This is a genomic window from Roseburia sp. AF15-21, from assembly GCF_003479505.1.
GTDB classification, from domain to species: domain Bacteria; phylum Bacillota; class Clostridia; order Lachnospirales; family Lachnospiraceae; genus Roseburia_C; species Roseburia_C amylophila.
Genome location: NZ_QUHG01000004.1, coordinates 84,812 through 101,134 on the forward strand (window position 1 = coordinate 84,812; position 16,323 = coordinate 101,134).

General features: G+C 40.8%; 14 protein-coding genes and 1 pseudogene. All 15 read right to left on the minus strand.

Annotated features, from left to right (window positions below; all coding sequences use genetic code 11):
• Window positions 1–314 precede the first annotated feature (314 nt).
• The 15 genes and pseudogenes from DWW33_RS07400 to DWW33_RS07480 all read right to left on the minus strand — a co-directional run bounded on the left by DWW33_RS07400 (window position 315) and on the right by DWW33_RS07480 (window position 16,323).
• Window positions 315–1,610, minus strand: a complete 1,296-nt coding sequence (locus DWW33_RS07400; protein WP_118639187.1) for a ComEC/Rec2 family competence protein — start codon at window positions 1,608–1,610, stop codon at window positions 315–317.
• Between the two features lie 123 nt (window positions 1,611–1,733).
• Window positions 1,734–2,234 carry a replication initiator protein A gene (locus tag DWW33_RS07405; RefSeq protein WP_118639188.1) on the minus strand — a complete coding sequence of 167 codons (501 nt, stop codon included), beginning with the start codon at window positions 2,232–2,234 and terminating at the stop codon, window positions 1,734–1,736.
• A gap of 491 nt (window positions 2,235–2,725) precedes the next feature.
• Entirely contained in the window at window positions 2,726–5,170 is a 2,445-nt protein-coding gene (locus DWW33_RS07415; protein ID WP_118639189.1) for an ABC transporter permease, read from the minus strand.
• Window positions 5,167–5,841 (minus strand): ABC transporter ATP-binding protein, encoded by a 675-nt coding sequence (locus DWW33_RS07420; protein WP_117841787.1) that lies wholly within the window; start codon window positions 5,839–5,841, stop codon window positions 5,167–5,169. The genes DWW33_RS07415 and DWW33_RS07420 overlap by 4 nt, the downstream gene beginning before the upstream one ends.
• Window positions 5,842–5,977: 136 nt before the next feature.
• Entirely contained in the window at window positions 5,978–7,243 is a 1,266-nt protein-coding gene (locus tag DWW33_RS07425) for a sensor histidine kinase (protein ID WP_118639190.1), read from the minus strand.
• Window positions 7,219–7,908: a response regulator transcription factor gene (locus DWW33_RS07430; RefSeq protein ID WP_117841785.1), complete on the minus strand. Its 690-nt coding sequence runs from the start codon at window positions 7,906–7,908 to the stop codon at window positions 7,219–7,221. Before DWW33_RS07430 ends, DWW33_RS07425 begins: the two co-directional genes overlap by 25 nt.
• A 49-nt stretch (window positions 7,909–7,957) precedes the next feature.
• Window positions 7,958–8,179, minus strand: a pseudogene (locus DWW33_RS07435) (23S rRNA (uracil-5-)-methyltransferase RumA); the annotation flags it as partial.
• A 143-nt stretch (window positions 8,180–8,322) separates the two neighbouring features.
• Window positions 8,323–9,504, minus strand: a complete 1,182-nt coding sequence (locus DWW33_RS07440; protein WP_158561533.1) for a zinc-ribbon domain-containing protein — start codon at window positions 9,502–9,504, stop codon at window positions 8,323–8,325.
• Window positions 9,505–9,526: 22 nt separating this feature from the next.
• Entirely contained in the window at window positions 9,527–11,356 is a 1,830-nt protein-coding gene (locus DWW33_RS07445; RefSeq protein ID WP_118087707.1) for a DUF262 domain-containing protein, read from the minus strand.
• 4 nt (window positions 11,357–11,360) lie between these two features.
• The gene (locus DWW33_RS07450; protein WP_118087708.1) at window positions 11,361–11,585 is read right to left on the minus strand and encodes a helix-turn-helix domain-containing protein; all 225 of its coding nucleotides are present in this window, start codon (window positions 11,583–11,585) and stop codon (window positions 11,361–11,363) included.
• A gap of 590 nt (window positions 11,586–12,175) precedes the next feature.
• Window positions 12,176–13,852 (minus strand): recombinase family protein, encoded by a 1,677-nt coding sequence (locus DWW33_RS07455; RefSeq protein WP_118639191.1) that lies wholly within the window; start codon window positions 13,850–13,852, stop codon window positions 12,176–12,178.
• Window positions 13,853–13,903: 51 nt separating this feature from the next.
• Complete coding sequence (locus tag DWW33_RS15840; RefSeq protein ID WP_006506486.1) at window positions 13,904–14,056, minus strand: hypothetical protein; 153 nt, start codon at window positions 14,054–14,056, stop codon at window positions 13,904–13,906.
• Window positions 14,057–14,153: 97 nt separating this feature from the next.
• Complete coding sequence (locus DWW33_RS07460) at window positions 14,154–14,525, minus strand: type II toxin-antitoxin system PemK/MazF family toxin (RefSeq protein ID WP_006506488.1); 372 nt, start codon at window positions 14,523–14,525, stop codon at window positions 14,154–14,156.
• 563 nt (window positions 14,526–15,088) lie between these two features.
• On the minus strand, window positions 15,089–15,517 hold the full coding sequence (locus tag DWW33_RS07470) for an RNA polymerase sigma factor (protein ID WP_006506489.1): 429 nt from the start codon (window positions 15,515–15,517) through the stop codon (window positions 15,089–15,091).
• Window positions 15,518–15,948: 431 nt separating this feature from the next.
• A complete protein-coding gene (locus tag DWW33_RS07480; RefSeq protein WP_118639192.1) occupies window positions 15,949–16,323 on the minus strand; it encodes a hypothetical protein in 375 nt (124 codons plus the stop codon).

Genomic DNA, 16,323 nt, shown 5'->3' on the forward strand with positions numbered 1-16,323 from the left:
CGTACTGCAGCTTCTTTGGTGTTTGTTAAAGAATATCATTTATCTATAGGAGTACGATTAACTGCTCTGCGGTATATTCCGTGCCAGCTTTTGGAAGTTTATAACTTTGAAGCTCGGTGCAGTTCCTCTTCATATTTTGTCAGATACAGGACTCTGCCTCCCGGAAGAATATTTCTTCCGGTGAATACGGATATTTTCGTCTCCATATTCTAAAGAAGTCCCTATGATTTGCACGAAGTTAGTTATTTCTAACTCGAATTATTGTATACTAATCCTATAAAAAGTGCAAGGGGTTTGGCGATTCGTTTTTCTCATTACTGTGGCGGGTTACATCTTGAGCATGGTGTCAAACCCATGTTCTTCGCCTCTGACAAAGTCACCTCATGGTCACTCTTTTTCAAATACGAGCAGCCTGCCGAATGATATTTTGAACCGGTGTCTGTAATATGTACCATAACGGAACTGCTGTCACTATTTGAACTGCCGGATGCATCTGCAGCTATACCTGCATCACTGCTGCCTGATGATGTAGTGCTGTCTGCTGTGGAATTATTTGCTGTACTATCACTGCTTCCGGTAGGTTCTCCTGCTTTCCAGCTTTCTGATGGAGAACAGTTCCATGTTATATTTGTACCATCCGATGTTGCTACGATTGTACCCTGTTCATCGGTACGGAACACGGATATGCCTGCTGCCCGCAAACGGTTCAGCACCTCTGCATGAGGATGTCCGTATTTATTGCCTTCACCGGCACTGATTACCACATAAGCCGGTGATACCTTATCCAAAAAAGCCTGACTTGTGGCTGTTTTGCTTCCATGATGCGCTGCCGCATAGACATCTGCCGAAATATCAATTCCATTATTTAAAATGTCCTCTTCCGCTTTTTCTTCTGCATCTCCGGTAAAGAGGAAACGGTTGTTGCCATTCTGCACCAGCACACCCACCGACCAGTCGTTCATGTCATTTCCATAGTCTGCATTCGGTGCCACAATGGTAAAGGTTGCTCCTCCAAGGGTATAGGTCTCTCCTACCACCGGATAAGTGGTCTGATAGCCCTTGGACTTCATTGCCTGCACCACATCATCATAAGTTCTGGTGTCATTTGCCACATCCGGCATGATAATTGTATCGCAGTCAAATTTATAAATTACTACATCCAGTCCGCCAATATGGTCTGCATCCGGGTGCGTTCCTATGACATAATCCAGTTTCTCTACACCCTGGCTCATAAGATAGGACTGTACCGTTGTTCCTTTGTCATTATTGCCGGCATCTATCAGCATGTAATGACCATCACAAGCTATCAAGGCAGCATCGCCCTGCCCTACATCTATGAAATGCACCTGCATCTGTCCGGCGGAACTGCTATCTGTCTTATAGGTATTACTGATGACTCCTTCAGTAACAAAATCTTCGGTATCACCGTCCGACTCTGTATTGGTACTGGTCTCAGTTTCTGTTGCGGCCTGCGATTCCGTGGCAGCGGAACTTTCCCTGCCAGGATTTTCTTTCTTATTATCGGAATGATTGCCCATTGCTCCGGCTATCATCAGTACGAAAACAATAATTGCTATCCATAATTTCTTATTTCCAGATTTGGATTTCATTTTCCTAACTCCTCCATTTTTCTTAAAAATTCTTTTCTATTATAATATTTTTTTTATGTTTTTTCCACAGAAAAACACTCCAGCCTAAGCCAGAGTGTCATCCCACTTCCATATTAAACTACCTTAATTTACTTCATAATATTTATTTCTTTTATATTTCTCAGTTACTTTACTAGGTGCCACATTTCCGACTCCTGCACAGCCATTTTTTCGGCTAGATGATGGTTGCTTTTCTGACTCTGTTATCGCCATCTTTTCAAACGCCTTATTATCAACTGGCTGTAAACCTATCTCATCAGATGGAATTTTTACATATAAATGATTAGGTTTTGAAAATCCACCGAATCTGCGAACCAATAATCCCTCATCATCTAATTCCTTCAATGTTGTTTTTACAGAAGATTTGCATTTGCCGATTTGAACAGACAATTCATCTATTGGAAATATCAGATAAACGTTTCCATACTTGTCTATCCAGCTATTCTTTCTCGATATCCGCGCCCGGTCATACAAAATCATATAAAGGAATTTTGCAGTTTGAGAAATTCGCAGTTTTAGCAAAAACTTCGGAAACCGGAAGTACTGAATCATCTGCTCTGACTCCTTCATGTATTCATATTTCATTCTTTTCTCGCCTCATTTCTGTTTCTAACTGTTGTAAAAATCATTTTTATGCCGGCTAAAAAATGTTCTTACACATATATAAAAGATGAAGGGCATAAACACAGGCTCTTGATAAAAATTTTTTATTTTTCCTGCAAAAAATACCCTTTCATTAATACGAAACGCTGAAAGGTATTTTTACAGCCCCTGAGGAAAACTTTTTTACTTTTTCAGTTAATTGAATATTTGAAAACAAAAAAAACACTCACTTATTCCAGTGATATGCCTTATCAAAATTTTCTTATTTTGTTGTCTGTGACGCTTACTCAGAAACGCTTGCGTATCTGCTAAAATGTAATCGCCTGCAATTATATTTTCACGTGGGTATGGGGGCGCTTTCTGCCCCCACTCAGGAAATACTGCTAAAATACATTTTAGATTTACCATACATACAAATTGGAAGTTATCTATTTCTCCTCTTCGTTAAGACCTAGTTCACTACATATTACTTGCTATCCCTGATACCTTATTCTTTCAACCAGCGTTTCCTTTTTCAGATTACTGCTTAAAACGCAGGAAAGTACAATCTGCAACAGACCGACCAAAAGAATCATAATAAGAATTGGTACGATTGGAACATGATAGGTATTCATTCCAAATATTCCATTATGTTTTGCATAGGAAAAAAGTGCATAGCCGAGCGGCAGACCAATGATCAAAGCTACGCATATGGTGCCAACTGTAAAAATCAGTCCCTGTAACTGCAGGCATAAATTTAATTGTTTATTTGTCATACCCACAGCCTGCAATACACCATATTCCTGCTTTTTTGTCGTAATATTCATAATCATGGTGTTTGCCATATTCATAAAACCGATGAGTCCTACAACCGCCATAAACAGATAACAGCCAAGCTTCATCATGCGGGCTGCGACTTCTGCATTTTGTAACTGCGCATGATAGGTATCCATTTTTATATGTGAAGATTTAGAAATCAAAGTATTCAAACTCTGTTCCACAGATGCCACATCTTTTTTATCACAGTCCACCCACAGATAGCCATAGGCTGTTCCTCTCGGATGCATGGAACGGTATACACCTTCCGGAATGACAAGATAAGTGTCCGCACTTACAAAAGATCCTGCAATCTTTCCCTGATAGGTATAGGTTCCACTTCCATTCTCAAAGTCAAATGCAATGGATTCACCCGGAGCATACCCATCTTGTTCCATCCACGTTGACCAGCCAAAGAAAATATCACCATTCTTTACCGCCTGATCATAGTCCATAGAGCCAATATCCCCGTCCTGGCGCATAAAATCAAAATCCTTTTTATTCACAATAATAGCCGGAAATCTTGTTCCGTTCAGATTTACAGAGACAATCTCTCTCGTCATAACATCTGTTACTCCCGGAATGCTTTTGATTTCTTCAATCAGCGAATCATTCAATGGATCATCCGTCAGAATCGTATCCAGATTATTCTCCGGATATCTTTCATCATACTCAGCAGAATAGTCAAGCTGCAGTTCAAATTGTCCATGATTAACGGAAAGACGTGCTTCATGCTCCGTGTCAATATTTCCCACATAATTAGAGATAATCACAAACAATACGCAAGAAAAACCCATTGTGAGGATAGTACCAATAGTTCTTTTGGGATTACCCGTTACATTTGCCATTGCCATAGAAAACACGGTGACATTTTTTCTGCCATTTCGTTTTCCTTTTTTTTGTGTTTCTGCATTTTCTAAATACCGTGTTGCTTCGATAGGTGAAATCCGTGAAACAATTTTCATTGGTTTACGCAGTGCCAAAGCAACGGTAAGAAATGATACGAAAATACAGAGAAGCATAACAGGCAGGGAAAACAGAGGCACCTGCTGATTTTGAACTCCCATAGAGCCAATTCCGGTTGATACAAGGTTCCCCTGTTCTACCAGCCAGTTAAAACCGCATTTTGCAATCAGAAAGCCAAAAAGCAATCCAACCGGTATTGAAAAAAATGTCAAAAAAATGCCCTCTCTGAAGATCAGTTGTTTCATCTGCTTTTTTGTCGCTCCCAGAGCCTTGATTTTTCCATACTCCTGTATCTTGTTGGCAATACCGACCTGAAAAATATTATAAATGACCACAACAGAGAAAAGTACAATTGCAAGAATCAAAACCCCGCATACCGCAATCGTTTCATAACTCGGCTGCAAGACCCATTGCAAATAGAGATCATTGACTATAACGTTTTTTTCTTCGATCCCACAAGCTGCTGCAATCTGCTTTATAACCGAATCAATATTATTCATAGATACATTTGCAGAATCATTTAAAGTAAAATAAATATTATACTGTCTGTCATTCTCTGCGACGTGCTCATCATAAAACTCCTGTGACCCGAAAGCAACATAAGATGCCTCGATGGTATACTCATCCCGGTCATATAGGATTCCGCTGACAACAAATTCTTCCGGCTTATATTCTGACTGCATCCCTGCGCGGTAATCCAGTGTAACCGTATCTCCGACCTTTACATCATCATATCCCATTTCACGAAAAAATGCTCTTCCTGCGGCAATTTCCTGCGTTCCCCCCGGATATTTTCCTTCCTTTAACTCATATTCCTTATTATAGGGAAGCATTTTTCTTGCAGTCTCATCCATGCAGACAAAACCACCGTTTTCGTTGCCTTTTATGATACCTTCGGTGCACATAGTGCCTGTAGCATCTATTTCCGCACGGCGGTTTACTTCTTTTAACTGCGAGGCATCTGCTGCGACAAACAAACCATAATTGCTTCCATATGAGCCTGCCGCCTGACTTTTCTGTAAACGGATCATTCCATTTCCCACAGTACTGATAATCACAAGCAGCATCGTAGTCAGACATATGGACATCATAATCAGTATGCTTCTTGTCCTGTTACTTTTGTCATTGCTATATGCAATCCTGCTTATTGTCTTCATCTGAAATCCACCACCTGTCCGTCCTCAATTACCAGAATACGATCAGCGACCTGTGCAATTTCGTCATCATGGGTAATCATTACAATTGTCTGTCCATATTTTTTTGCTGTCATCTTAAGCAGGGCGATTACCTCATCACTGGTCTTGGAATCAAGATTTCCTGTCGGCTCATCTGCAAATATAATTTCCGGACGATTCACCAGTGCTCTTGCAATTGCTACTCTCTGCTGCTGTCCTCCGGATAACTGATTTGGCAGATTGTAAATCCTCTTTTCAATCCCCAGAGTTGCAATGATATCATTTACATACGCTTCATCCACTTTTCTTCCATCCAGCCCCAGTGGCAGTACAATATTTTCCCAGACATTAACAGATGAAACCAGATTAAATGCCTGAAAAACAAATCCGATTTTTCTTCTGCGGAAAACAGCAAGGGCATCTTCCTTCATCCTGTATAAATCTTTCCCCGCTAAAGTAACACTGCCTTTTGTCGGAGTATCAAGCCCTCCAAGCATATGAAGTAATGTACTTTTACCGGAACCTGACTTTCCAACAATTGCGACAAATTCGCCCTGCTCAATCTGAATGCCCACCTGATTAACCGCTTTGACCTGATTCTCACCTGCGCCATAAAATTTACAAAGCTGCTTGGTTTCTAATATCACACTCATGTGTTGCCTCCTTTTTCATTCTGTAAAGTGTACCTTTTCAACCTACATCCAAATTGTATCAGGATAATCTTTCATTTCACTTTCAAAAAACGAGCAGAAGTCTTACAGAATTGTAAGATTTCTGCTCACTTAAAATTTAACCAACATATGGTAATTGAATCACAAACATGCTTCCTTTTTTCTTTTTGCCGGAGGTTACCGTAATCGTACCTGCATGTTTTTCGATAATTTCTCTCGATAGAAAAAGTCCAATTCCTGTACCACTCTTTTCCATGACCTCCCTGGAACTTCCTCGGTAAAATCGTTGAAAAATTTTGTGATACTCATTCTGCGGAATACCAATTCCCTGATCCTCAATTTCCATTCTTACAAGATCGTTTCTTTTTTGTAACCGGATAAATATTTTTGAACCACACGGACTGTACTTGATTGCATTATCTAAAACGTTAATCACAGCTTCACCAAGCCATCTTTTATCCTGCATAACCATGCATGTTTCCAGCTCTTTTGCATAGTCAAAAACGAATTCCATTTCTTTCTCATCCGCTTTAGGATAAGTACAGTTCACAGCAGATATGACAGTATCCATAAGCGGAAGTTTTTTCTTATTAATCTGAATCAGTCCAGTTTCCATCTTGGATATTTCAAGAAGCGACTGCAATAATGTCTCCAGTCCATCCAGAGCACTCCGACAACGGATACGAAACTCCTCCTGTTCTGTGGCACTTAAGTCATTCTGCATCAGCACACTAAAACATGTATCCAAAGCTGCAACCGGTGTCTTTAACTGGTGGGATATATCAGAAACCATTTCTTTCGTGCTCTCTTTTTCTGCCCGTGCTTCTTCCTTTAGCAACTGAATATGATGTCCGATTGCTTCAAGCTGGTCATTCAATTTTTCCAGTTCTGCTGGATTTTCCGTTTTCAGTAAAGCATCAAATTTATCTTCACGGAATCTAATCAGAATTTCTTCCAACTGGTCTAAAATTTTCTGATGACACGCATCTTCTTTTTTCTTCCAATAAAGTAAAAAAGTCAAAAGAAGCACGCATATCACAGTGCTTACAGCACCGGTCACCATAACCTGATGCCGGAATTGTGAATAAAATGCATTCCCATTATTTCCCCAGTATCCATATTGCTCCAATAATTGCCTTCCCTGTTCGTTGGTTTCAATATCCTTATCCTTAAGCAATTCCGAAACAGCATCCAACCCGGAAAATTCTTCCTTTGCAGCAATCTCTGTCATAAGATTCATTTTATATTTATAATCTTCATAAAACACATATGTGGTAAAGCAATTTAATATTGCAAACAATACTATGACAGGCAAAACCAAGGAGAGCGCTACTGTGATCTTCTTGCGATATCTCTTTGTCACTGCCTTACCTCCTGATTCCATATATACCCAAGACCTCTGATATTCTTTATATAGACCGGTGCAGCCGGATTGTCTTCGATTTTCTCACGGAGTCTTCTGATATTGACAGCGATTGTATTTTCATCCACAAAATCCCCTTCCAGATCAAACACATTTTCCAATATTTGTGTTTTTGAAAGAATCTTTTTCGGATTCTGAAGAAAAAAAGTCAGCATTTTCAACTCCGTTTTTGTCAGACTGATTTCACGACTCTTTATCAGGACTTTCATTTCTTCTGCAATAAATACAATATCTCCCGAAATCATCTTGCCGACTTCCGTTTTCTCCTGTCTGCGGCGGAAATGTGCTTCTATTTTCAAAAGAAGTACCGAAAGACTAAACGGCTTTGTAATGTAATCATCTGCCCCTGCTTCATATCCCATAACCTGATCCATCTCCTGATCTAGTGCTGTAAGGCAAATAATGTATGTATTATAATTGCATCTCATCCACCTTACAAATTCCAGTCCATTCCCATCCGGAAGATTCACATCACAAATAGTAACATCCACATTATGATCACTTGCAATTCTTTTCGCTTTTTTCACTGATTCTGCTGAAAAAACCTCATATCCGGATTTTTTCAGTGAGAATGTAATTCCACGATTTAAATTTTCATCATCTTCAACCACGAGTATACCTGGCATAGCATATGCACCTCTCTTTATTAACTATTCTCCTCGTTGCAGCGCACAAATTCTTTCCAACTTCAATTCTGCATTTTCTCTTTACCTGCGAAATATACAGATTGGAAACCTTCATGCCGGCATTATGTTCAGCCACATACTTCTTTATCTCATCATATGTAGCCTTAGTCTCTGCAGATGTTATATCCATATCATCAAGTTCAATCGTGACATTAATGTAATCATCCGGCTTTTGTTTTAGTTGGGACAAAAGAACAACCGTCTCAACATGGCTTGAGATGACAGCAAGTACGTCTGCTGCCAACGGTCATCCAGAAAAACTGGTCCACCGTGCAAAATAAGCCTCTGGTCGTCCGTGGTAATTTCTCAATCTGCAAACGCCCGCTTTGCCTGTCCGCGGTAATTGCTCGACCATCACTTTATAATTTCCTTTTCACGCAGAAACGCTTCTACCTTCTCGAATTTCTTATTTTTGTATGGAATCTCATAAAGCGGTATTCCATGCTCCTTAGCGTAGGATCGTTTCAGCTCGTCGTTCTTCTTCTGGGCCGTGAATTGATACTTTCCTCCAAATTCATCAACCGGCTTGTAGTGCTGTTCACCCTGGCATTCAATCAGGCTCTTTATATTTCCTGCCTCGTCGTATACCCCGAAGTCATACCTGAGCAGATTCACCTTCCCGGCTCCATATAAATCTGGGAAAGAAACCTCAACCCTATAAGGCACTCCGTTTTCCTTCAGTAGTTTGGTTACAATCCACTGGAACGAGGAAATCGGGTGGCAATCACAATGTGCGTCGCTCCAGTATCCGTTGTAGGCGTCATAGCCATACTCGGTCGGCGGGTTAATGGAAAACTTCGATGATTTTATCTCCTGCTCCTTACAGCACAAATAGCACCGGCACTTGTACAATTTATATATGAAGTAAGTGCCTCCGCCTTTTTTTCGCAGATCGGTTATATACCGAAGCTCCTCATAGTGATCATTGACACATTCCAACACCTCAAGTGATTCATGAATCGTGCCAACAAGGTCCAACGTATAGCTTTCATCAAGGACCCTTTTGTAAGTCGCTTTCTTCTTTTCTTCTTGAGCGGTCTTCAGGCCACACTCGTTTGCTTTATCCCATTCAGCAAACGCCCATCTGGAATTCCTGCTCCTGCGGATCGTCTCAGTGCAATAGCGGTGTTTTTTCTCCAAGAACTGAAACTCAGACTTACTCACCTTCTTACCGCAATCGCATACACAGTTATATGTAGAGCCATAAATTCTGCTATAACGATTTGCCTCATCCACTGGCGTAACGCTAAGAACCGTCAAACACCCATACTTAGTACCAACAGGGATGTCCGCCTGTTCCGGATGACAAATCGGGCAGCCCAGTCCAAACGTGGTTCTTTTCTGTACAGGAGCATACCATTCGTGCCCCTCGCTACATTTCCACCATGCAGAAAGTGCAGTGCAATATTCTGTTGTATCTGATGCCATCGGAAATCTCGACTTGGAGTTCTTCTCCTCATCCCATTCCCGGAGCAAATCCTCTCTATCATTATCCTGGCACCATTGCTCAAGACTCTGCTTTTGCTTCTTTGCCATGGGCGCCTCCAGCCAGCATCATTTACAGAGTAAACAATGCGAGTATTTCACTTACGAGTTTATCCGTCCTTGCCTTAATCTGATCAACCGTCCAATTGTCTGTGCTTACAAGGTCAGCATTCAAATTCAGTCCATTCAAATAACCGATTGGATTGTCATTGCTGTCCTTACGCTCTTTCTTCTCTTTAAAGGATTTATTACCGAGCGAACTGTTGTATCCAGTGATTGTCAGATTTCCGAATGTGTGAGCATACTCCTCAAGGTACTCATTAGCCTTGTCTCTATCGCCACCGGCAATCATATCAACCCAGGCATCCGGGATGTTCTTTCCTTCCGGGAAGATGTGTTCAATGGTCCAAATATACTGATTGCTTCCGTTTTTCTCCCACAGGTTTTTCTGGCTCTCCGCTGTCATACCCTGCTTTGCTATCATGCAAAGAATAAATCTTGTAGCACCGGTATTTTCTTTATAAACCGGTCCACGAAGCTTCTCCTCGAAAACAGCATCATCTGCAGAAACCGCCATCAGCTTTTCACGCAGTTTCGTATAAATAGTCTCGCCGGTATAGCTCTGCTTCTCCATCTCTTCGATGAAGGCCATGAACAAACGAGTTACATCTCGCGTAGGCGGAACGTCGGTCATGTTACGTCTTACAAAGAATGTGATCAGGAATCGGATTATCTTTACATATAACGCCTCATCTATCCCCAGCGCATCTTTTTTCTTATCCAGATAAAGCAGGAACAGATATGAAGGAACGCCTCCCACGCGCTGCAGGTCCAAGTACGCTTCCTTAACAGCCGCCGTAAGATCATCCGTATTTTGAAGAATGATTCTCGAATATATCTGTGCATTTTCATATACGTCGTCCAGGAACTTAGACGGGTCCTTAACTACAATCTTTTCATAGATATCCAGCATTGTAGATCTGGTCGCAATAGTCCCCAACGGATAGAGCCTATCATCGCCTTCTACAAGAAACGGAACATTCATATCCTTACGGAAGGCATTATAATTCTGTCTGAAGAATCTCTCCCTCGCGCTATCATCATCACCAAGCGCATCCATTATCTGGGTCCAACGGCCAAAGTAATAATCAAGATTATCACTGTCGGTGATGTCCAACCTGGCCAGGAGTAAGTTCTTTATCAGGTCAAGTGATGTAAGCGGCGTACCACGATCGTTTAATGACTCAAAAAGAGTGTACGCATCAGAGTGATTTGAGACCTCGATCATAACAAGAATAGCCGTGTTGACCTTCTCCAGAATCTCAAACATTGTAGCAACCTTATTATTGGAAGCTTCCAGTTCACTATCGATACGCCTCTTGAAATAGTTATAGCCTTGGAAGATTCTACGGTTACCAGCAAACTTAGGTGTCTGATGTGGCGCAATGATCTTCTTATCTGCAAGCAGTCCCATGTAATCCTCAAGGTTTTTATGCTGTACCTGAGGAACAATACGAATCTCAGACTGCGTCTTCTTTATAACAAGTTTTCTCTTTAATTGTAGGATATCGGATTGCTGATCTTCATCCAGAGAATCGCGGTTAGAGTCAAGAGTGACGTATAAGGCCGCGAGCAGAAGGCTGAGTGTAGTCAAACGCTGCTGACCATCAACCACTTCGAATTTCGGATTGTTCAGGGTGTCCTGTGTAGTATTAATGCAAATAATAGAACCCAGGAAATAGCCTGCTCCATTCTCCATCAAGTCATTAAACAGTTCTTCCCACTGCTTAGTGCCCCAAATATACTCTCTCTGATATTTCGGGATCTCATAAATCGTCTTAGACTCCGGATCAAGAATCTGAGAGATTGGATACTTGTTTACATTGATATTGTTAATATTCATGCTCTCACTCCGCTTCGTTATTTATTTTAGAGCCATCCGGCAGCACAAATCCCAGGTCAAAATCCACCCTGACAGCATCCGCGATCTGCTTTAATTCATCTACTGAGAGTGTATCCCTCTTTAGCTTCTTATTCAGATTCTGAGGTGTCTGTCCGATCCTGCGGCTGAGCTCCGCTAATGAAATATGCTGTTTCTTACAAAGCTCTCTAACCAGGTCTGATGTCTTCATCCGTAATATCCTCCAAATGTATATTATAAACCTCCAGGTTGATACTTTCAATGCTTTTGTATAGCCTTACATTAACAAAAAACACTCCGAGCATAAAATCCCACGCCCGGAGCAACCTTTTTGGAGTATTCATTTTTCTATCTCAATCTTGAGTCCCGCCTTAAATTCGACTTCGAAGTAGTTGTCAAAAAACAGTTATCTTTTGTGAAACAAAACTACGTTGTTGCCCTTTCTCCGAATAGCCCAACAGTGCATTGTGCATTTCGATTTGACCTCAACATAATCTTCATCGTAATCTTCGATTAATCTCAGCACCTGGAAATACGGGTCCTGAACTAATTTCTTTTCTCTCTCAGTTAGCAAGGACCGCTTCCTCCTGCAACAACGTAATCAACTCAACCTATGTGAATAACAATCCCGTCAACACAACCCCAGCCATATAACTATCCTGTCTCCACAACCTATCCCCGTAGACCACTTTCCACGAGAACGATTTTTCCTATATAAATAGTTGCATTTGACTTTGCCCAGAGCTCCCCAAAGGCACCCCTCCAGCAAAAATCCTTTGTTTTATGGGCTTCCAGAGGTTTTTACCGTTCTACCTTTGACAGCAATACTACCGTCTCAACGGTATTACCTCTTTCCCACAAAACTTTCCTTACTTCCTTACCGTCACGATATATCGGAAAATTGAACTCTATTGATTTCAACGGCATTTCCGACTCTCCGTTTGGGTATATTTGAATTTCTTTTATGAGATAAGAAATAACGCTTTTCTTTTCTTCATCACTCATTATAGCATAGAGCTTTCCAAAATTCTTCATTATTTTGTAAACATTCTCCAGAGTAATGGCTTCCATCTCAATAGAACTTCTTCGTAATTTTGCATCTTCAATTCGTTCCTCCAACTCAACAATCGTATCGTACAGCCCATCAAGTCTTAATGTCATATCGTGGATTTTTCTCTCACGATAACGGGCATCAGCAGGAAGATTATCAATCTCCCGTTCCAGACGAGCTTTATTCAAATCAACCTCCTTCAGCTTACTTTCATAATTTGCAATTTCCTTATCAACATTACTTGTATCTGTCTGTATTCCAATTCTGCTTTTTATCTCTCTGGCAAAGTACTTGTCACTTACCAACTCTTTGACTGCTTCAATAACAAGCGGCTCAATATCTGTTTTTCTCAAAGAAGCCTTATAATCACAATGATGTCCTCGCTCCTGCTTATTTCTCCCACATATATAATAATAGACTTCCTTATATGTACCGTCCTTATTTGTCCAAGCGTGTTTGTTAGTATACATTGAGCTTCCACACATAGGACATTTCAATACACCTGTCAAAAGATGCGACCTATCTTTGCCAACCTTTGACGGTTGCTTAATTCCCGTGGCGATACGCTTTGCACGAACCTTTTCCCATAATTCCTCGCTGACAATACCCTCGTGCTGTCCTTCCTCTAAAATATAATCATCGGTGTGAACCTGTTTATACTCGTTTTTAGTTCCTTTTACTTTCTCCCTTGTTCTTCTTCCGTAAGCAATTTTACCACAATAAACAGGATTATCTAATATCTGCCGTATAAGATGGCTGCTCCAAGTTTCCAATTTCCCATTCTGGCGTGGTATCTTTTTAATTCCTTGAAGATTAAGATATTTCGCCACTCCGCCAAGTCCAATATCAGAATTACCAAACTTCTCAAAGATAATGCGAATAGCTTTCGCTTCCGTTTCTTCTATTAAAAGCTGATTATTTTCAAGATAATATCCGTAAGGAGCAAAGCCACCATTCCAACCGCCCTGTCTGGCTTTTTCCCTGCGTCCATTCATTGTCTGCTCTATAATATTTTCTCTCTCAATTTCTGCAACAGCAGAAAGAACAGATATTAAAAGCTTTCCGCTTGTCTGTGATGAATCAATTCCTTCTTCAATACAAATAAGGTTTATGCCATAAGACTGAACGAACTCCAATGAATTTAAGATGTCTGCTGCATTTCTTCCGAAGCGTGACAACTTATATACTAAAATATAATCTATCTCTAATCCGTTTTTTATATCAGACAGCATTTTCTTAAATGCAGGTCGCCCCTCAATAGATTTTCCTGACTTTCCTGCGTCCTCATATACACCTACAATCTCCATTTCCTCTCTGTCTGCAAATCGTTTCAAACTATTTTTCTGACCTTCAAGGCTATATCCATCAACCTGCATTTCTGTACTTACTCTTGGATATAAAACACATTTCTTTCCCTCTCTGTTCATTCTGTTACCTCCGATAGTTTAGAAAAATGTGATATGTAAGGTTGCGTAAGATTACGCAACACAATCTAAATCTTGCAGAACTGATTTTCCGTATTTTTCAACTATCTGCACCATAGCACTGATAAAAGCGTCAAAGTTTTCCTTTTCATCAGCTACAATGTCAGGCTGCTGTTCTGCATTCTCTATTATTTTTACATTTTCCATCTGAATACCTCCGCAAGAGCAAAGCGGCTGTTCACTCTAAATTATAGAGATACAGTCGCCCTTTGGCGAATGTGCAAATCCACCCACACATTCACATTTACACATTTTTATCAATTCTTTTTTCAAGCGAAACGCTGATAGCCAGAGCTTTATCAACAGCAACAAGAAAACGCCCATCAAGGGTTCCTAAATACTCTTGCAGGCGTTGTTTATCAATGGTACGAATTTGCTCCAATAAGATAATGGAATCTTTATCAAGTCCATTGACATTGTGTACGATAGTGTGTGTCGGTAGTTTTTTCTTTGTTCCAATCTGTCCTGTAATCGCCGCTACAATGACCGTAGGGCTGTGCTTATTCCCTGTATCATTAGAAATGATAAGTACAGGTCGTGTACCGCCCTGCTCCGAGCCGATGACGGGGTTTAAATTTGCGTAGTAGATGTCGCCACGCTTAATGATTCTATCCATAGTGTTTGACCTCCCATTTGGATTTAGGCAGGAGCATCCTGCCTATGTAACAGCCAAACACAAGGAAGTATTTAAGGTCGGGAGCATATAAACAAAGCTCTGTTCTTATGACCGCCCTGTATCTGGCATTATGATAGGAAGCATTTCAATTTGTCCTCGACACCCCGAAATGCTATGGGAAGTCGCCAAACGGTCAGCAGCGAACTGACACCACGGGAGTTTCACCCCAACTGTCGGTCTGACAGAGCCGCCCTCATTGCCTGCGACAGTTTAATCACGCTCGGACTGTGACTGGACGGGAGTACCATTGTTCTCTTTGTGGGTTATGGCGGAATCGGGAGCTGCCCGATATTTTGAGTCGGCATTTATCGCTCTCTGCCTTTCGGCAGGTCATGGCGTACCGCTGCACACGCTTATGCTCATCACAATCACAAAGAGGAAGTATTTGGCGAATAGGTATTCGGTTGTCAAGGAACTGCCCAATCTTCGCCACACAAAGGAAAACTGGGTAAGAGTTTTTGTCCTCTCACCCAGTAGCCCGTGGGAAACCTCAAATTTCCCCTCTATTCAAAAAACTTTTTTATTTTTTCTTTGAGCCTGTCCATTCGCCTGTAAACAGCTTTTTCCGTGATACCGAGCTTCGATGCAATTTCTTGGGTAGAATAGCCCTGCATTTTGAGCAACAACGCCTGTAAAGTCTGCTTGTCCACTTTAATCAAAACGGCATAGAGCTTTTCGTTTTCAATGTCGGCAAGTAAATCCTCAACCGTTTTTGCTTCTATCGGTTGGTCTTGTTCTGCAATCTCCTCAAGGTATGTACCTGCGTCTTGCAAACGCTGATAATACCTCCTGTCGGAATTGAAAACCGCCCAGTCATGGATATGGAGCTGTTCAATAGCATCCTCGCTGACACCTAAACTTCGCAGTTTCTTTTCTTCGGCTTCTTTCCAGAGCCGCCATTTCCGTTCTTCTTTGGCTTTGTTGTAAGCCATAATCTGTTACCTCCAATCTGAATTTTTTTGTAAATCCAGATTGAAAGGCGGAGAACGGCATCCCACGGCAGAAATAGCCCTGCGGCGTATTTCTGCAAAAAACGACAAAAGAAAATCCGCAAAGGTCGTCAAACCAATGCGGATATAGGTGTTATTGTTTCTATTATATAGATATTTAGCTTCTACCTGTGAAGCAGAATACTCCTTCGCTGAAGCAAGGATTTTTTTAACAGACTATCCTCGCTAATCCGTGTTGCTATGTAGAAAGCTACTGCTTCTGATAAGCAGTGAATTGTCGGTACTTGACCAACACATAAGAAATCCCTCCAAACTCAAACGGGTCTGGAGGGATTTCTGTTTATCTGAGCGTGAAGAAACAGCCCACCAAAAACACCGTTTTTTTTATTCAGTGGGTTTCTTTCTTTTTTTAACTATTTTTCCGAGCTTATAAGCCTTACTTGATAAACGGTAGGATAATAAAAGATAAGTTCTTCATCAAATGAGTCTTTCAATACCACCATTACGGTATCACCTCGACTAAAATCTGTAATTGATATTATATTATCTTCTTCGTCTACTAACTTAGTGCTATCACTAATTAAAAGTGAATTAAATGGACTTCCATAAATCTCTGTTGTCCGTTCAACTATCAAACGGATTTCGCCATCTGATTGAGTAACAGTTTCTTGAACAATCGCCTCAAATGACATTTCAGACCATTTAGAAACTTGATTAATTGTGATTACAGCAACAATTATCATAACAAATAGAACAACTCCGATGATAATCAATTTTTTCTTTTTCAT